Origin of the sequence: Serratia silvae (assembly GCF_023282985.1) — a bacterium.
GTDB lineage: Bacteria > Pseudomonadota > Gammaproteobacteria > Enterobacterales > Enterobacteriaceae > Chania > Chania silvae.
This window is the reverse complement of the sequence record NZ_JAGQDC010000009.1, coordinates 106,002-122,901: the sequence shown is the minus strand read 5'-3', so window position 1 is coordinate 122,901 and position 16,900 is coordinate 106,002. Positions and strand designations below refer to the sequence as shown.

The window sequence follows — 16,900 nt, the reverse complement described above, 5'->3', positions numbered from 1 at the left end:
ACTCCGTAAGCGAACAATATACGGAGTGTATACGTTTTGGATGCTGTGGGTTTGGCATTCTGTGGCGTAGGCATTTTAGGCCCCATGATGATTGCCGGGGCTGCACAATGCGTTTATTGTGAGGGTCGGCTTTGTTGCCATGACTTTTTAAGAAGGATTTAGGGCGTGACTAAACTACGTGTTGGGGTGATCTTTGGGGGCAAATCGGCGGAGCATGAGGTTTCGCTGCAGTCGGCAAAAAATATTCTGGATGCCATCGACAAAGAGAAGTTTGACGTCACGCTGTTGGGTATTGATAAGCAGGGACAGTGGCATCTTAACGATGCCTCCAACTTCCTGCTGAATGCGGAAAACCCGGCGCTGATCGCGCTGAACCACTCGAATAAAAATGTGGCGCTGGTCCCTGGGTATGAGAAACAGCAACTGATTGAAGCCGATGGAGCAGGTGCGCTGGGCCAGCTCGACGTGGTGTTCCCTATCGTCCACGGCACCCTGGGGGAAGATGGCTCGCTGCAAGGGCTGCTGCGCATGGCTAATATGCCGTTTGTGGGGGCGGGCGTGTTGGGGTCGGCGGTCAGCATGGATAAAGACGTTACCAAACGTCTGCTGCGGGATGCCGGGCTGGCAGTGGCACCGTTCGTCACGCTGACGCGTTCCAACCGCAACAAGTACGGTTTTACTCAATTAAGTGAAAGCCTGGGGTTACCGCTGTTTGTTAAACCGGCGAACCAAGGCTCCTCCGTTGGCGTCAGCAAGGTGCATGACCAGGCTGAGTACGAGCAGGCTATCGCCTTGGCATTCAGTTTCGACCATAAAGTGCTGGTGGAGTCGGCCATTGTGGGCCGTGAGATCGAATGCGCGGTATTGGGCAACGATAATCCGCAGGCCAGCGTCTGTGGCGAAATTATCTTGAGCGATGAGTTCTACTCTTACGACACCAAATATATCAACGAGCAGGGCGCACAGGTGGTGGTACCGGCGGTGATCGATCCGGATGTCAGCGATAAAATCCGCGATGTGGCGCTGCAGGCTTTCAAGGCGTTGGACTGTCTGGGCATGGCGCGTGTCGACGTGTTCCTGACACCGGACAATAATGTGATTATCAACGAGATTAATACGCTACCGGGGTTCACCAATATCAGTATGTACCCAAAACTGTGGGGAGCCAGCGGGGTGAGCTATACCCAGCTGATTACCGCGTTGATTGAGCTGGCTTTGGAACGCCATCAGCAGGATCGTGGGCTGAACAGTTCGGTGTTTGACAGCAAGTAAATGGCGTTTTCCTGGCACTCTCCGAGTTGAAGAGTGCCAGAGGACAACGGTTACTTCACCGTCACATCGATATCGCCAAAGTACTTCTTGGACAGTTCGCCAATGGTGCCTTGCTGCTTCACCTTGGCGATGGCTTCGTTGAGCTTTTTCAGCGTCGCGGTATCGTCTTTACGCAGGCCGAAGGCGATGCCTTCACCGAGGATTTTATCGTCCTGCACCGCATCACCAACAAACGCAAAACCCTTACCATCCGGATGTGCCAGGAAACCGCTCTGCCCGGCAGGGGCCATGATCAAGGTGGCATCCAGGCGGCCAGCGGTCAGATCCAGATAGACCTGGTTTTGATCCTGATAGGATACGACATCAACCCCTTCCGGTGCCCAGTGTGCCTTGGCATAATTTTCCTGAATGGAACCCTGCAACACGCCGACGTGTTTACCCGCCAGCGATTTGGCATCGGGTTTCAGGCCGCTGTCGGCCTTGGCAATCAGGCGGTTTGGCACCTGATAGATCGAATCGGTAAACGCAATCGCCTGCCTGCGTTGCTCGGTGACGTTCATCGCCGAGTTAATCACGTCAAATTTGCGGGCCTGCAACGCCGGGATCAGGCTGTCGAACGAGGTTTCTACCCAGCTGCATTTGACCTGTGCGGCGGCGCACACGGCGTTACCCAGATCGATATCAAACCCTTCCAACTGGCCGCTGGCGGATTTGGACTCGAAAGGCGGATACAGGGCTTCAAGCCCAAAACGCAGGCTATTCTCTGCCGCTAGTGTGGAACCGGCAGCCAGTAAACATCCCGCCGCGATCAGCTTTTTCAGTGTTTTTTTCATTGTTGTTGCTTCCCCATGGTAAAAATCAATGGATCACACCTGACACAGACGGCGAGCGCCTTCCAGCAGGGTGTCATTATCTTTCGAGAAACTAAGCCGGATAATGCCGGTATCGGTGCCGTCGCTGTAGAACGCCGACAGCGGGATGGTTGCCACCTTGGCTTCGCGGATCAAGCGGACCGCAAAGTCGTTGTCGCTTTCATTACTGAAACCGCTAAAGCGGGCCAACATAAAGAAGCTGCCACGGCTGGGCAGTAACTCAAAGCGTGATTTTTGCAACGCGGCTGCCAGCAGATCGCGCTTTTGCTGGTAGAACTCCGCCAACCCCAGGTAGCTCTGTGGATTATTCAGGGCGGCGGCAAAGGCATATTGCATCGGCGTATCGGCAGAGAACACCATAAATTGGTGCACCTTGCGGATTTCGTCCATCAGCGCTGCCGGTGCCATGCAGTAACCGACGCGCCAACCGGTGACGTGATAGGTCTTGCCAAAGGAAGAGACGATCACGCTGCGCTCTGCCAGAGCGGGATGGCAGGCCATGCTGTGGTGAATGCCGCCGTCGAAGACCACGTGCTCATACACTTCATCGGAAAGAATGACGATATCGGTATTACGGGTCAAGGCGGTCAGGCGCTCGATATCGTGTTCATCGAATACGCTGCCGGTAGGGTTGTGCGGGCTGTTGACGATGATCATTCGCGTTTTGCTGTTGATTGCCGCCGCCACCTCATTCCAGTCGATGGTTAAATCTTGCAGCGAAAGCTTGATGGCAACCGGGGTCGCCCCTTGCAGACGCACAATCGGGGCGTAGCTGTCGAAGGCGGGTTCGAAATAGATCACCTCATCGCCGGGATGGACCAGCGCGCTGATGGCGGAGTACAACCCTTCGCTGGCGCTGGCGATCACCGTGATTTCGTCGTCGGCGTCATAGCGGGCGCCATACAGCCGCTCAACTTTTTCCGCCAGTGCATGACGCAGTGCTGCTACGCCGCTCATCGGGGCGTACTGGTTATGACCTGCACGCATGGCTTGGGCGACGCCTTCGATCAGTTGTACATCGCAGGCAAAATTGGGGGCGCCCTGCGAAAGATTCAGGGCCTGATGTTCGGCGCTCAATTGGCCAATCACGGTGAAAATGGTGGTGCCAACGTCCGGCAGTTTTGAACGTTGCGAGCAGGCGCTTTGCATGGTGGGCTCCTGGCGAAATATATCGAGTGTTGAATGATTAAGCATCAGTTAGGATGGGCTAACAAGAGAAAATTCGTCATGCTTGCCATGCAGCCAGATCATGGCTGACAGTGAAAATAAATGCAGGTATCGGGATTTATTATGCAAACATCGCTGCCGTCGCTCGACGTGCTGAAAACCTTTGTGGTGGTCGCTGAGCGTCTCAATTTCACCCATGCCGCCCAGGCGCTGCATCTGACGCAGGGCGCAGTCAGCCGCCAGATCCTGGGGTTGGAACAGCAATTGGGCTACCCGCTGTTTAGCCGCCGCGCACGCGGGTTAACGCTCACGCCACAGGGCGCGCTGCTGTTGGCACCGGTACAGCTGGCGTTAGAGCAGTTGGCGCAAGCACTGGGCAAGGCGGGGGAACAGCCGGGTACGCTACGCGTCAAATGCCCAACCTGTGCGATGCGCTGGGTATTGCCGCGTATTATTCGCCTGCAGAATGAACGGCCAGAGATGCATATCGAATTGACCGCGTCGGTGTCGCACGGGCTGGATTTTGGCAGTGAACATTTTGATGCTGCGGTGGTGTTCGGCAAACCCCAGAGCAAACGGCTGGTAGTGCACCACCTGTTTGACGAGATCCTGACGCCGGTCTGCACGCCGAACTACCTGCCTGATTCGGCTCAGCCACCAGAACCTGCCGATCTGGCGGAGAAAACCTTGCTGCATCCCACACGTGATCGTCGTGATTGGTTGCTATGGCTGAAAGCGGCGGGGCAAACGGCTTTGCCCTCCGCCAAGTCACAGCATTTTGATACGCTCGATCTGGCGATGAGCGCTGCGTTGCAGGGTTGTGGCATCGCCATCGGCGATCTGTGCCTGCTGGAGGAGGATATTCAGGCCAACCGCATTATTACGCCGTTCCCTATCAGCGTGGTTAGCGGCGCCGCCTATTATCTGGTTTACCCCGAACACGCGGTGGTGCCTGTGGCATTAACCCGGCTGGTGGAGTGGCTGGGGGCAGAGGCGCAAGCCAGCCGGGCCAGACTGCATCATCTGCTAACAACAACGCAGACGAATTGATTCTGCAAACAAAAAGAGTATGGCAAACTGCGTGCTCACATCTATTAATGCCTCCTGGCCGACATTACCGGCGGGGACGTGCCTGAGAATCAAACTATGAAATGGCTTTGTGTGGTGAGTATGTTGTCCGGCCTGGCGTTCGGCCCGGTTTTTGCGCAGGAAAGCAGTGCAACCCAAGGGATCTATGCTCAGGAGCGTGATGCCTTTGTCTCCAACCTGATGAAGCAGATGACGCTGGAAGAGAAAATCGGCCAGCTGCGCCTGATCAGCGTTGGCCCGGATAACCCGAAAGAGGCCATCCGCGAAGGCATCAGCAAAGGCCAGATCGGGGCGATCTTTAACACCGTGACCCGCCAGGATATCCGAGTAATGCAGGATCAGGCCATGCAGCTCAGCCGTTTGAAGATCCCGCTGTTCTTTGCCTATGACGTAGTCCACGGCCAGCGTACCGTGTTTCCGATCAGCCTGGGGTTGGCGGCGAGCTTTGATCTGGAGGCTATCGCCCTGAGTGGCCGCGTTTCGGCGCAGGAAGCCAGCGACGACGGCCTGAACATGACCTTCTCTCCGATGGTGGATATTACCCGCGATCCGCGCTGGGGACGGGTTTCTGAAGGGTTCGGTGAGGATACCTGGTTGGTATCGAAGATTGCCAAGGTGATGGTGGATGCTTACCAGAATGGCGATCCGTCCAAGCCAGGATCGGTGATGGCCAGCGTGAAGCACTTTGCCCTGTATGGCGCAGTTGAAGGGGGCCGTGACTACAACACCGTTGATATGAGCCCGTTGCGTATGCATCAGGATTACCTGCCGCCGTATAAGGCGGCGGTAGATGCTGGCAGCGGTGGCGTGATGGTTTCGCTTAACTCAATCAACGGCGTACCGGCGACGGCCAACCCGTGGCTGCTGAAAGATCTGCTGCGTGACCAGTGGGGCTTTAAAGGCATCACCATCAGCGATCACGGCGCGATTAAAGAGTTGATTAAGCATGGCGTGGCTCAGGATGCGCGTGATGCGGTGCGTTTGGCGATCACTTCCGGCGTCGACATGAGCATGAGCGATGAGTATTACGATCAATACTTGCCGGGGCTGGTGAAGGAAGGTCTGGTTGCTGAAAGCGAGATCGACCGGGCCTGCCGCGACGTGCTGAACACCAAATATGATATGGGCCTGTTTAAAGATCCGTATAACCACCTTGGCCCGGTCGGCTCCGATCCGCAAGATACCAATGCTGAAAGCCGTCTGCACCGTGCGGAAGCCCGCGTGATTGCCCGCAAGACCATGGTGTTGCTGAAAAATGACAAGCAGACGTTGCCATTGCAAAAGCAGGGCACTATTGCGCTGATCGGGCCGATGGCCGACAGCCAGCGCGATATCATGGGGAGTTGGTCGGCGGCAGGCGTGGTGAAGCAGTCGGTCACCGTGCGTGAAGGGTTGCAGAATGCGGTGAAGGATAAGGCCAGCATCCTGTACGCCAAAGGGGCCAACATTACTCAGGACAAGAGCATTGTTGATTATCTGAACGAGTATGAAACTGCGGTGGCCTTTGACACGCGTCCACCACAACAGATGATCGATGAAGCGGTGAAGATCGCCAAACAGGCCGATGTGGTGGTGGCAGTAGTGGGTGAAGCGCAGGGAATGGCTCATGAAGCCTCCAGCCGGGCGGATATCACCATCCCACAAAGCCAGCGTGACCTGATCGCGGCGTTAAAAGCCACCGGTAAACCGCTGGTTCTGGTGTTGATGAATGGCCGTCCGTTGGCATTGAGCTGGGAAAGTGAACAGGCAGATGCGATGCTGGAAACCTGGTACAGCGGCACCGAAGGCGGCAACGCCATCGCCGACGTGCTGTTTGGTGACTACAACCCTTCCGGCAAGCTACCAATGACCTTCCCGCGTTCGGTGGGGCAGATCCCGATTTACTACAACCACCTGAATACTGGCCGACCGTTCGGCAAGGAAAACCCGGGCAAGTACACCTCACGTTACTTTGATTCGCCGAATGGCCCGCTGTATCCGTTTGGGTATGGTTTGAGCTATAGCCAGTTTGCCCTATCGGACTTCAAGCTCTCCAGCCCAGAGATGGCGCGCGACGGCAAAATTACCGCTAGCGTGATGCTGAAAAACACCGGTAAATATAACGGTGCCACCGTGGTACAGCTGTATGTGCAGGATGTGACCGCCTCGGTCAGCCGCCCGATCAAGGAGCTGCGTAACTTCAAGAAAGTCACGCTGCACGCGGGGCAGGAACAGCGGGTGGAATTACCTATTACCGAGGACGATCTGAAGTTTTATAACGCCAGCCTGAAATGGGGCGCGGAGCCGGGTAAATTCAACGTGTTTGTTGGCCTAGACTCGGACAACCTGCAACAGCAGAGCTTTACCCTGAAATAAGTTTGTAAGCGTTTACTTTCGCTGTCTTCCCCTCTCCCACAGGGTGAGGGTGAGGGGCGTCATTTTCCCCGTTTATTCCCCCTTTACAACGCGTTGTTTGATCCGGCAGATTGTTTCATTGTGGCTATCGTTATATTATTTAGTATATAACGACAGTCCACCGGAAACTCCCATGTTCAAATGCCTATTACTGCTTGCTCTTCTCTTCTCATCCGCCGTCTTGGCGGAGCGCCAGATCACCGATCAACTCAACCGCACCGTAACGCTGCCGGAGCACATTACCCGTGCCGTGGTGCTACAACATCAGACCTTGAACCTGTTGGTGCAGTTAGATGCAATGCCGCAGGTGGTCGGGGTGCTCAGCAGTTGGCAGAAACAGTTGGGATCTCACTATCTGCGCCTGGCCCCGAGCCTGGCCAAGATGCCCATGCCGGGCGATCTTACGGCAGTCAATATTGAAAGCCTGCTGGCTCTGCACCCGCAGGTAGTGTTTGTGGCCAACTATGCCCCGGCGGAGATGATCGCCCAGATCGAACGTGCCGGTATTGCGGTGGTGGCGATCTCGCTGCGCCGTGAACCGGCGGCTCAGGCTGGGAAAATCAACCCAGTGTTGGAAAATGAAGATCAAGCCTATAACCTCGGTCTGCAGGATGGTATTCGCCTGATCGGTAAGGTGATGGGCCGCGAGGCCCAAGCGGATGCGATGGTGAAAGATGTCTTTGCCCAGCGAGCACAGGTGGCTGGACGCCTACAGGATATCCCACAAGCTCAACGAGTGCGGGTCTATATGGCCAACCCGGATTTGACCACCTACGGATCGGGAAAATATACCGGCCTGATGATGCAACATGCCGGTGCCATTAATGTGGCAGCCAAAGACATTCAGGGTTTTAAACAGGTTTCCATCGAAGACGTGCTGAAGTGGAACCCTGCGGTGATCTTTGTGCAGGAGCGTTATCCAGATGTTGTTCAGCAGATCCTCACCTCGCCGCAGTGGCAGGAGATTGACGCAGTGAAACACAAACGGGTTTACCTGATGCCGGAATATGCCAAAGCCTGGGGCTACCCAATGCCAGAAGCCTTGGCGTTAGGGGAACTGTGGATGGCAAAAACGCTCTACCCACAGCGTTTCACCGATGTTGATCTGCAACAGCAGGTGGATGCTTACTACCAACGCTATTACCGCGCCAGCTGCTGCCAGAGCGGCAAATGAAACTGGGATTGTTGCTACTGCTCACGGCCTGTTGCGCACTGCTCTCCCTGGGTATTGGCCGTTATCCGGTCACGGCTGGCCATAGCCTGATGATTTTGTTGGAACCGGTTATCGGTCAGCATGCAGATATCACCGCGATTGAACGGCAGGTGATCCTCGGCGTGCGTGTGCCGCGCGTGCTGTTGGCGCTGGGGGCGGGGGCGGCTTTGGCACTGTGTGGCGCCGCCCTGCAAGGGGTCTTTCGTAACCCGTTGGTCGATCCACATATTATCGGCGTTTCTTCTGGGGCCGCTTTTGGCGGCACCTTGGCGATCCTGCTTGGCCTGCCGGTATTGGTGCTGTTGCTGAGTGCCTTCGTCTTTGGCATGTTGGCGCTGTTGCTGATTTTTGCCATCACCAGCGCCATCGCTCGGCGTAATATCCTTTCTTTGGTGCTGGCCGGGGTGATCCTTAGCGGCTTTTTTTCGGCCTGCGTTAGCCTGGTGCAGTATCTGGCCGATAGCGAAGAAAAACTGCCCAGTATCGTGTTCTGGTTACTAGGCAGCTTTGCCACGGCGGATAGCCATAAGCTGCTGATGCTGTTCTTGCCGCTACTGTTGGCCGGTGGCCTGTTATTGGCACTGCGTTGGCGTATCAACCTGCTTTCTTTGGGGGATGAGGATGCCGCCGCGCTTGGGATTAACGTTGAACGTACCCGTTGGTTGATCCTGACGCTGTGTGCAGTGATCGTGGCTGCGCAGGTGGCCGTCAGCGGCAGCATTGGTTGGGTGGGGCTGCTGATCCCGCATTTGGCCCGCCTGCTGGTGGGGCCAGACCATCGGCGTTTATTGCCCGCCGCGATGTGCCTTGGTGCGTTGTATATGGTGTTGATCGATGATCTGGCCCGTATCCTCAGCAGCAGCGAAATCCCGTTGGGTATTCTCACCGCTTTGATCGGTGCTCCGTTGTTTGCCTTGCTGTTGCGCCGTGCTCAGGTAAGGGGCTGGCATGGCTGAAACGTTATTACAGGTCACTAATCTGGGCTTTGGCTGGCCGGGCCAACCTCGGTTGTTTCAGCAGTTGAATTTGCAGTTGCGACGAGGGGAAGTGCTGGCGGTGCTAGGCCCCAACGGGTGTGGTAAAAGCACCTTGATGCAACTCTTATTGGGCACTTTGCCGCTGCAACAGGGGAGCGTGACTGCTCACCGTGGGCTAGGGTTTGTGCCACAATATTTTACGCCGCCGTTTGCTTATAAGGCGTTGGATATTGTGTTGATGGGTCGGGCCCGGCATGTCGGATTGTTCCATTCGCCTTCGGTTCAGGATCAGCAGTTGGCCAAACAGGCGCTAGAATCCCTCGACATGCTGGCATTCGCCGATCGTGAGTTTGGCAGCCTTTCCGGAGGGCAACGCCAATTGGTACTGATAGCCCGTGCATTGGCGATGGCTTGTGAAGTGCTGATCCTCGATGAGCCGACCTCGGCATTGGATTTGCACCATCAGGACCGGGTGCTGACCATGATCGACCAACTGGCACGAGAACGGCAGATGGCGGTGATATTTTCGACTCACCAACCTAATCATGCTCATGCCGTGGCAGACCGTGCACTCTTGCTGGGGGCAGAAGGGCGACATCAGTTAGGCAGTTGCCAGCAGGTACTGACGGCAGACAATCTTTCACCGCTGTTCCATTTGCCGATTGAACGGGTATCCATTCCCTTTGCTGGCAGCCAGCTGGAAACGTTAGTGCCCATCTTCCACAGCCAACGGGAGCGCAATCGTGAATAACATGACTCTTTTTGCCGCAGGCAGTTTGCGGCTGGCGTTCACTCCACTATTGGCAGCGTTTGAACAGCAAACTGGCCTGTGGGTCGAGGCCACTTTTGGCCCGGCGGGGCTATTGCGGGAACGCATTGAACAGGGGGAAAGGCCGCAGGTGTTTGCCTCTGCCAATCTTGAACATCCGCAGCGGTTGGTGGCTAACGGTATTGCACAGGCGGTACAGCCGTTTACCCGCAATCGCCTGTGTGCCACGGTGCGCAATATCCCGAAGTTAACGCAACCGGATTTGCTGACGTTGCTGTGCGACCCCCAATGGCGTGTCGGCACCTCGACGCCGGTAGCCGATCCTTCCGGTGACTATGCGCAGCAACTGTTCGATCGTCTTGAGCAGTTATTGCCGGGGCAGGGGAGCGCGTTGCGTAGCAGGGCAGTGGCGTTGGTCGGTGGGCCAGATTCTACGGCAATACCGGCAGGCCGGTTGGCGGCGGAATATTTGATTGCAGAAAGTCAGGCCGATATATTTCTTGGCTACGCCAGCTATAGCGATGCACTAGCCGCCTGCCCGCAGGTAAAAGTGCGTAGCTTGCCAACCGTGCTCGATTTCAAAGTGATCTATGGACTATGTCTACTGGATGAGGAGTGTGTGGCTGCACAGGCGTTGGTGGCCTTTATTCTGGGCGCTCAGGGACAGAGGGTTTTACAACGTATGGGCATGTTGGCGTTAGACTAATGCTTTACTATCAACAACATTAAGTTGCTAGCTTAATAACTTACCTGCTTGGTAACTTGTTTGTTAAGCTTGCCAGCTTGCTGGTTAATTAACTTATTAAGCTGGCAAGTTGTTGAGTTACTCAGATCTTCTTTAGCAGGGCCAGCAACTGGGCCTCGCTCTTCTCGGCCAAACTGTCGATGGCCAATTTGATCACATCGGAACGGGTGATGCGCACGATGCCGTTACGTGCCGCATGACCGATCACTTCGTCGATCATCTCCACGTGATTGTCCGTCAGGCTGACGGACAGCGCTTTATAAATGCGCTTACGGCCTTGGGGCTTTTCGGCAGATGCGGCAGGGGGGGGAACAATCAACGTATGCGAAGTGGCGCTGTTGATAAATTCATCTTCCGACATGCGGTGGGTGGGCGTACGTTTTTTCACAGGATCACCTCTGTTACCAGGCTTTCGATTTCGTGCTGGGCCTTTTCATTGTGTGCTTCGTGCACGGTTAAAGCTTCACCCCAGGCATCGCGGTAAATTTTGCGATCGCACAGACGGTTGTTCACCAACTTCAGTTCCGGGTATTCACTCAGCACTTCGGCCGCTTCGTTAGCCTCGTTAATGAAGATATTGGTTGGGCACAGGTTGAGCACAATGTGGCCTTTTACCTTTTCATTGTATTCCTGGGCGGTGGAGAACATCTCGGACAGGTAGCCGATGGTATCCAGGTCCATCTGCGAAGGGCGCAGCGGCGAGATAAACAGATCGGCAGCCAGCAGACCGGAGCGTAATTCTGCGCTGTCGCGGCCTGCGGTATCGACAATCACATAATCGTAGTGGCGATTCAGTTCCAGCAGTGTTTCTTTGATCTTGCCTGAGGCGGCCACCACTGGGATCTGCGGGACATCTTCGACATTCTGGCGGTCGTTGAACCAGGTCATGATGGATTTCTGGTCATCGGCATCGACGATGATGGCCGTTTTTTTCTTTTTGAGGATCAGATATCCGGCGATGTTTACCGCCATGGTCGATTTGCCGACGCCGCCTTTTTGCGAACCAATCAAAACAATCATGCTGCCATCTCTCAAGTTGCCAAGCGGATAACTCATTAAGCAACTAACTTAATAAGTTAATGCGCTTGTTAGGTTGGTAGTTAAATGAGTTAACAAGTGCGTATGACGACAATATGCCCCATTGGCGGCGGCTTGCCAAGTAGTGAAAGTCTTAACTTGTGGGTTTATTTGTTTGTTAACTTACTAACTTGATAAGTTATTGTTGAGGGGAAAGGAGGCTAGGTTTGATGGTAAAGCAGCTAATCAGGAGCGACATGCCGTTAATCGGGCACAGCATGAAGCGCCCCTACGTATTGCGATCTGCGGTCTTATTTCTTCATCATGTTTTTCAGATTGGCGAAGGGGTTATGTGTAGCTAACCCAACGTCTTTCTGTGCGTCTTCACCGGCGACCACCGTGGAGCCATACTGATCGGCTTCGGTGTATTTGGAGTGTTCATGATCGTGGCAGTACAGGCACAGCATTTCCCAGTTGCTACCGTCTTCCGGGTTGTTGCTGTGGTCATGATCGATGTGATGCACCGTTAGTTCACGCAGATTGGAGTAAACAAATTCGCGTGAGCAGCGTCCGCAGACCCACGGGAAGATTTTCAGTGCTTTTTCGCGGTAACCGGTTTCTAGTCTCGCGTAGTTTTTTGGAATGTATGCCATGTGGGCACCTACTGGATCAGAATAATATTGCGCTCAATATTACCACAAACCACCGACCTAGCTGCCAGATAGATGATTCAGGGCAATTTCCTTCAATACTCCCCTGCTGTAACCCGGCACGCTGGCACCTGTAATTTTCTTCTACAGGTGCTGACTATGACGCTTTACCTCTCTATGGCCGCTTTTGCATTGGCTTCCTCTATTACTCCTGGTCCGGTAAACATCGTGGCACTGAGCTGTGGCGCGCAGTTTGGCTTTACGACCAGCCTGCGGCATGTGACCGGTGCGACCTTGGGTTTCACGTTACTACTGGTGTCGGTTGGCTTGGGAATGCATGAAGTGCTTACCTTATGGCCGGGGCTGACCACCGTGATCCTTTGGGGCGGCGTGGCCTTTCTGCTCTATATGGCCTATCAGCTTGCAGCGGATGACGGGAAACTCAGCCAAGGTAATCGGCAACAAACGCCTTCTTATTGGTATGGTGCCTTGTTGCAATTGTTGAACCCCAAGGCTTGGCTGGCTTCTGTTGCCAGTATGGGAGCCTTTGTCGGTGATGGGGAGATGCGGCTGCTGTGGCAATTTGCCGCGCTCTACTTTGTGATTTGCTACCTGTCGATAGCCTGTTGGGCCTACGCTGGGGCGATGCTTAGCGGCCTGTTGCAGCGGGCGCATAATCTGCGGCGCTTTAACCGTTTGATGGCGCTGCTGCTGGCGTTCAGCGCCTGTTACTTGCTGGCAGAGGGGATCTGATACTGGCCGGGGGTGGCTGCTAGCAACTGCTTGAAGGTGCGCTGAAAGTGCGCCTGATCGGCAAAACCGCTTTCGTTGGCGGCGGCGGCAATGGAGAAGCCCTGTTTCAGTAGCCGCTGGCCGTGCTGCACGCGCTGATTGACCAGGTAGGCATGAGGCGTCATGCCGTAGCGCTTCTTGAAAGCGCGGATCAGATAAGAAGGGGAGAGTGCCGAGGCTTGGCAGATCGCCTCCAACGTCAGCGATTGGGTACAATGAGCACGGATAAACGCCGCAGCCATTTCCAATTTAGGGGTCATATCCTGCTGTAAAACCGGAGACTCGCCAAGTAACTGCGGCAGGTTACTGAAGTAATCCACCAGGGCGATCTGCTTTTCCAGATGGCAACAGAGTGGATCGGTCAGTACCCCATACAGTTGATTCAGGCCGCTAAACAGCGCCTTATCCTGGCTGATAATCTGCTTGAATGGCACAAAGCCGCCGCCAGGCTCTTGTTGCAGCGTTGCCAACCAGTGCTGGTCGATATAAAACATGGTATAGGCCCAGCGCTGGTCGCCAATGGGGTTGCAGCCGTGCGCCTGCTGCGGGTTGATGATCACGACGTCACCGGTTTTAACCTGTAGGTGCTGGTCGCCGTTAACATAGGTGCTGGTGCCGGCGGTGATGGTACCAATACAGAAGAACTCGTGGCTATGCAATGCATAACAGAGCTTGCGGCCATCTTCGACGTGGCGGGCCTCAACGAACGGCAGGCGCTCATCGCGCCAGAATTGTGGGGCGTATTGGTTCATCGTCTCTTCTCTGGCGTCGTTACGGGGAGAGCTTGTTATAGCGCAAATAGCGTTGCGTGGTCGAGAGGGAGCAAGAAAATGGTAGCGTGGTTGCAGCGGCTGGTTTTGCCGCCGATGGTGATGGTGGTTTGTGCTGCGGGGATGGCGGTAACCCGCTGGCTAGCTGTGGGGGGCTGGCAAGATAGCCTGTTTATTCTCTTGGCCGCTGGCGTATTGGTGGTGGCTTCCGTGATAATTATGTTGAGTGCCAGTTATGCTTTTCACCGGGCTGGCACCACGTTGCATCCACAAAAATTTCAGCGGGTCAGCGCGTTGCTGGTTAACGGCGTTTTCCGTTTCAGCCGTAATCCGGTGTATCTGGGGCAGGTCCTGCTGTTGGCGGCTTGGGGACTGTTGCTGGGAGGTATCGGCGTCTGGTTAGGGTGGGGGTTATTTTTTGCCTATCTGGATCGCGTGCAGATCCCGCGTGAAGAGACGTTCCTACGAGCCAACTTTGGGCAAGACTACGATGTGTTTTGCCGTCGGGTAAGGCGTTGGCTTTGAGGCCCCTCACCCTTTGGGTGAGGGGGCATTTTGATGCTGGATCTCAATCTTCTTCTTCGTTACGAGCCATCAGTTGCCGCTGGTGCTCATCGCTGGCTGCCTGGATCTCTTCCAGCACCGAGTCAACGTCGGCCCGCTTGCTGATTTCAACAAACTGACCGGTCAACTCCGTCTCCGGCGTCAGGTTACCTTCCTGATACAGCGCCCAAATCTCTTTGGCATACTTGCTGCCCAGCAGCTGCGGCGCATACTGGCCGTAGTAGTGAGTCATATTGTTGATATCGCGTTCAAACATGCTTTTGGCATGGTTGTTGGCGGCGGCATCGACCACCTGCGGCAAATCGATAATCACCGGCCCGTCTTTATCCATCAGCACGTTGAACTCTGACAGATCGCCGTGAACCAGCCCAACACAAAGCATGCGGACGGCATAGTTCATCATCAAGGCATGATCGTTCAACGCCTGTTCTGGCGTTAACGTGACGTCACTCAGGCGTGGGGCTACCAGACCTTCTTCATCGGTGATCAGCTCCATCAGCAGTACGCCATCCAGGCAGATATCCGGCTGCGGTACACGCACGCCAGCCTTAGCCAGCAGGTATAACGCGTCCACTTCTGTATTCTGCCAAGCCTCTTCCTGCTGTTGGCGGCCAAATTTGGAGCCTTTGCTCATGGCTCGAGCGTCGCGGCTATTGCGCACCTTGCGGCCTTCCTGGTAGTTCACGGCCTGCTTGAAGTTACGTTTTTCGGCTTCTTTATACACTTTGGCGCAACGGATCTCATTACCGCAACGCACGATAAATACGTCGGCTTCTTTGCCACTTTTCAAACGGCGGATGACGTCGTCGATTAAACCATCATCTACCAATGGCTGGAGTCGTTTTGGAATTTTCATGCAGCCTTGTACCCTATTTAGGCTCCGCTGTGAATAATTGCTTACGGTCTTAGCGAAAATTAGACCAAAAAGGCAAAAATGGGTTTTACCGCCGGGGGGTACATTGCCTCCCCAGAGGACCTTACTCTGCTTCGGCCATGACCCAGACGCTAACGCTGCCGCCGTTGACCGGGAAGGCTGCGCTACCGTGCTCATCCGTCATGATATCGTCCTCGCGGTTGCCGAGGAAGTCGCACCAGGATTTATGAGCAAAATTTTCTCCCAGCACGATGGTTTTACTGCTTTCGGCCCCGTTGGTCATCACTACCACGCAGCCCGGCTGCTCGGCAGTGCCGCTGCGGCTGAAGGCAATACAGTGCGGGTCATCAAAATAGTCGTGCTGCTCGCCGTTGGCAAAGCGTTGACGCGCCTGGATCAGCTTATCCAGCTCGGCAATCACCGGCATTTCAATCTGGTATTGCTGGCCGTCATCGCCTTGATCGGTATAACTGGCACCGTACAGGTCCGGGTAAAACAGGCAAGGAACGCCTTGTTCACGCAGCAGGATCAGGGCGTAGGCCAGCGGTTTGAACCAGGGTTCGACCGGCGCTTCGAGCGACTGCAACGGCTGAGTGTCATGGTTTGCCACCAGGGTTACCGCATGGGCAGGATCGACGGCGACCAGTGTATCGGTAAACAGTTGTGACATATCGTAAGCATCGCCCTGTTTTGACGCCAGATGGAATTTCAGCTGTAGCGGCACGTCGAACAGCATCACCTTACCATCGACCCGTGCTAAATACTGTTGTAATGCCGCCAGATCGTGTGACCAGTATTCGGCGACGATAAACAGATCGCGCTGTGCCGCATCGCGCACGTGATCTGCCCAGTCTTTAAAGAACCAGGCAGGAATATGTTTGGTGGCATCCAACCGAAATCCGTCACAAGGCAGGGTTTCCATCAACCAGCGCGCCCAGTATTTTAGCTCTTCGACGACGGCGTGGTTACGAAACTCCACGTTGGCCCCCATCAAATAGTCAAAGTTACCGTTTTCGTCGTCAACCTGATCGCTCCAACCCTCTTCGCCATAGTCATTAGCAATCTTGAAAATGCCTTTATCGTCCGGTTGCTCGATATAATCGACACCGCTAAAGCAGGTGTAGTCCCAGAGAAATTCAGAATAGGTACCTTGCCGCCCAGGGAAGGTAAAGCGGGTATAAGCCTGCGCATCGATGCCAACCTCTGCGATATCGTTACGGTTATTTTCATCAACCTTATAGACATGCACCTGCTCTTTTTCATCAGCGCCGATCTTGTGGTTGAACACCACGTCATAGATCACCCGGATTTGGTGTTCGCGCAGACTATTAACGGCCTGCGTCAACGCCTCTTTGTCACCATATTTGGTGGCACGGGTGCCTTTTTGATCAAACTCCCCCAGATCGAACAGATCGTAGCTGTCATACCCCACCGAATAGCCACCAGCAGCCCCTTTATAGGCCGGTGGCAGCCATAGATCGGTCACGCCTAGCTCGGCTAGGGTGGGGGCTCGTTCAGCGACCTCCTGCCATAGCCTGCCACCATCCGGGTAGTACCAATGGAAAAACTGTAGCAGTGTGGTCTTTTTCGTCATTAGTACAGTACCCCGATTCGTCAGTAAACGTGTGCTAAATGCTCGCCCCTCTAAGCATGGGCCACTTTTGGCAAAAGGGAAAATAGGTAGCGCTAACCTGTAAGCAGAGTAACCTCTTGGCGCAGGGAGAGTATGGCCGAT

Annotated in this window: 17 protein-coding genes; 9 read left to right on the top strand and 8 right to left on the bottom strand. The window is 54.9% G+C overall.

Annotated features, from left to right (window positions below; translation table 11 throughout):
* The first annotated feature begins 165 nt into the window (after positions 1-165).
* Complete coding sequence (gene ddlA / locus KAJ71_RS13050; RefSeq protein ID WP_248946126.1) at positions 166-1,272, top strand: D-alanine--D-alanine ligase; 1,107 nt, start codon at positions 166-168, stop codon at positions 1,270-1,272.
* A gap of 50 nt (positions 1,273-1,322) precedes the next feature.
* On the opposite strand, the gene KAJ71_RS13045 is transcribed toward ddlA, so the two are convergent.
* Together KAJ71_RS13045 and KAJ71_RS13040 are read right to left on the bottom strand one after the other, a co-directional pair.
* A complete protein-coding gene (locus tag KAJ71_RS13045) occupies positions 1,323-2,105 on the bottom strand; it encodes an ABC transporter substrate-binding protein (protein WP_248946125.1) in 783 nt (260 codons plus the stop codon).
* Between the two features lie 33 nt (positions 2,106-2,138).
* Entirely contained in the window at positions 2,139-3,293 is a 1,155-nt protein-coding gene (locus tag KAJ71_RS13040; RefSeq protein WP_248946124.1) for a pyridoxal phosphate-dependent aminotransferase, read from the bottom strand.
* A 141-nt stretch (positions 3,294-3,434) separates the two neighbouring features.
* Here KAJ71_RS13040 and KAJ71_RS13035 point away from each other — a divergent pair, with 141 nt between their 5' ends.
* The 6 genes from KAJ71_RS13035 (at position 3,435) to KAJ71_RS13010 (ending at position 10,459) form a co-directional block, all read left to right on the top strand.
* On the top strand, positions 3,435-4,361 hold the full coding sequence (locus KAJ71_RS13035) for a LysR substrate-binding domain-containing protein (protein ID WP_248946123.1): 927 nt from the start codon (positions 3,435-3,437) through the stop codon (positions 4,359-4,361).
* A 96-nt stretch (positions 4,362-4,457) separates the two neighbouring features.
* Positions 4,458-6,755, top strand: a complete 2,298-nt coding sequence (bglX, locus tag KAJ71_RS13030; protein WP_248946122.1) for a beta-glucosidase BglX — start codon at positions 4,458-4,460, stop codon at positions 6,753-6,755.
* Positions 6,756-6,927: 172 nt separating this feature from the next.
* Positions 6,928-7,968: an ABC transporter substrate-binding protein gene (locus KAJ71_RS13025; protein ID WP_248946121.1), complete on the top strand. Its 1,041-nt coding sequence runs from the start codon at positions 6,928-6,930 to the stop codon at positions 7,966-7,968.
* Positions 7,965-8,963, top strand: coding sequence for a FecCD family ABC transporter permease (locus tag KAJ71_RS13020; RefSeq protein WP_248946120.1), 999 nt, complete (start codon positions 7,965-7,967; stop codon positions 8,961-8,963). Before KAJ71_RS13025 ends, KAJ71_RS13020 begins: the two co-directional genes overlap by 4 nt.
* A complete protein-coding gene (locus KAJ71_RS13015) occupies positions 8,956-9,735 on the top strand; it encodes an ABC transporter ATP-binding protein (protein ID WP_248946119.1) in 780 nt (259 codons plus the stop codon). The genes KAJ71_RS13020 and KAJ71_RS13015 overlap by 8 nt, the downstream gene beginning before the upstream one ends.
* Positions 9,728-10,459: a substrate-binding domain-containing protein gene (locus KAJ71_RS13010; protein WP_248946118.1), complete on the top strand. Its 732-nt coding sequence runs from the start codon at positions 9,728-9,730 to the stop codon at positions 10,457-10,459. The genes KAJ71_RS13015 and KAJ71_RS13010 overlap by 8 nt, the downstream gene beginning before the upstream one ends.
* 121 nt (positions 10,460-10,580) lie before the next feature.
* On the opposite strand, the gene KAJ71_RS13005 is transcribed toward KAJ71_RS13010, so the two are convergent.
* From KAJ71_RS13005 to yajD, 3 genes are all read right to left on the bottom strand, one after another.
* Positions 10,581-10,886, bottom strand: a complete 306-nt coding sequence (locus KAJ71_RS13005) for a hypothetical protein (protein ID WP_248946117.1) — start codon at positions 10,884-10,886, stop codon at positions 10,581-10,583.
* Positions 10,883-11,518, bottom strand: coding sequence for a division plane positioning ATPase MipZ (locus KAJ71_RS13000; RefSeq protein WP_248946116.1), 636 nt, complete (start codon positions 11,516-11,518; stop codon positions 10,883-10,885). The genes KAJ71_RS13005 and KAJ71_RS13000 overlap by 4 nt, the downstream gene beginning before the upstream one ends.
* A gap of 308 nt (positions 11,519-11,826) precedes the next feature.
* Complete coding sequence (gene yajD, locus KAJ71_RS12995; protein WP_021180444.1) at positions 11,827-12,168, bottom strand: HNH nuclease YajD; 342 nt, start codon at positions 12,166-12,168, stop codon at positions 11,827-11,829.
* 156 nt (positions 12,169-12,324) lie between these two features.
* Here yajD and KAJ71_RS12990 point away from each other — a divergent pair, with 156 nt between their 5' ends.
* Positions 12,325-12,918, top strand: coding sequence for a LysE family translocator (locus KAJ71_RS12990; protein ID WP_248946115.1), 594 nt, complete (start codon positions 12,325-12,327; stop codon positions 12,916-12,918).
* Here the strand turns inward: KAJ71_RS12990 and KAJ71_RS12985 are convergent.
* On the bottom strand, positions 12,894-13,709 hold the full coding sequence (locus KAJ71_RS12985) for an AraC family transcriptional regulator (RefSeq protein WP_248946114.1): 816 nt from the start codon (positions 13,707-13,709) through the stop codon (positions 12,894-12,896). The two genes, KAJ71_RS12990 and KAJ71_RS12985, sit on opposite strands and share 25 nt — an antisense overlap.
* 78 nt (positions 13,710-13,787) lie before the next feature.
* Between KAJ71_RS12985 and KAJ71_RS12980 the strand changes: the two genes are divergently transcribed.
* Positions 13,788-14,252, top strand: coding sequence for a methyltransferase family protein (locus tag KAJ71_RS12980; protein ID WP_248946113.1), 465 nt, complete (start codon positions 13,788-13,790; stop codon positions 14,250-14,252).
* A gap of 43 nt (positions 14,253-14,295) precedes the next feature.
* Here KAJ71_RS12980 and KAJ71_RS12975 read toward each other — a convergent pair whose 3' ends face one another.
* Both KAJ71_RS12975 and amyA read right to left on the bottom strand, forming a co-directional pair.
* Positions 14,296-15,147, bottom strand: coding sequence for a PA4780 family RIO1-like protein kinase (locus tag KAJ71_RS12975; RefSeq protein ID WP_248946112.1), 852 nt, complete (start codon positions 15,145-15,147; stop codon positions 14,296-14,298).
* Positions 15,148-15,268: 121 nt separating this feature from the next.
* Complete coding sequence (amyA, locus tag KAJ71_RS12970; protein ID WP_248946111.1) at positions 15,269-16,759, bottom strand: alpha-amylase; 1,491 nt, start codon at positions 16,757-16,759, stop codon at positions 15,269-15,271.
* Positions 16,760-16,900: the final 141 nt, after the last annotated feature.

Coding starts and splice junctions, on each gene's coding strand:
- KAJ71_RS12975 (WP_248946112.1), bottom strand. CDS start 15,147: ATGAAAATTCCAAAACGACTCCAGCCATTGGTAGATGATGGTTTAATC.
- KAJ71_RS13000 (WP_248946116.1), bottom strand. CDS start 11,518: ATGATTGTTTTGATTGGTTCGCAAAAAGGCGGCGTCGGCAAATCGACC.
- KAJ71_RS13035 (WP_248946123.1), top strand. CDS start 3,435: ATGCAAACATCGCTGCCGTCGCTCGACGTGCTGAAAACCTTTGTGGTG.
- KAJ71_RS12980 (WP_248946113.1), top strand. CDS start 13,788: ATGGTAGCGTGGTTGCAGCGGCTGGTTTTGCCGCCGATGGTGATGGTG.
- KAJ71_RS13025 (WP_248946121.1), top strand. CDS start 6,928: ATGTTCAAATGCCTATTACTGCTTGCTCTTCTCTTCTCATCCGCCGTC.
- KAJ71_RS13045 (WP_248946125.1), bottom strand. CDS start 2,105: ATGAAAAAAACACTGAAAAAGCTGATCGCGGCGGGATGTTTACTGGCT.
- KAJ71_RS13015 (WP_248946119.1), top strand. CDS start 8,956: ATGGCTGAAACGTTATTACAGGTCACTAATCTGGGCTTTGGCTGGCCG.
- KAJ71_RS12990 (WP_248946115.1), top strand. CDS start 12,325: ATGACGCTTTACCTCTCTATGGCCGCTTTTGCATTGGCTTCCTCTATT.
- KAJ71_RS13020 (WP_248946120.1), top strand. CDS start 7,965: ATGAAACTGGGATTGTTGCTACTGCTCACGGCCTGTTGCGCACTGCTC.
- KAJ71_RS12985 (WP_248946114.1), bottom strand. CDS start 13,709: ATGAACCAATACGCCCCACAATTCTGGCGCGATGAGCGCCTGCCGTTC.
- bglX (WP_248946122.1), top strand. CDS start 4,458: ATGAAATGGCTTTGTGTGGTGAGTATGTTGTCCGGCCTGGCGTTCGGC.
- KAJ71_RS13040 (WP_248946124.1), bottom strand. CDS start 3,293: ATGCAAAGCGCCTGCTCGCAACGTTCAAAACTGCCGGACGTTGGCACC.
- yajD (WP_021180444.1), bottom strand. CDS start 12,168: ATGGCATACATTCCAAAAAACTACGCGAGACTAGAAACCGGTTACCGC.
- amyA (WP_248946111.1), bottom strand. CDS start 16,759: ATGACGAAAAAGACCACACTGCTACAGTTTTTCCATTGGTACTACCCG.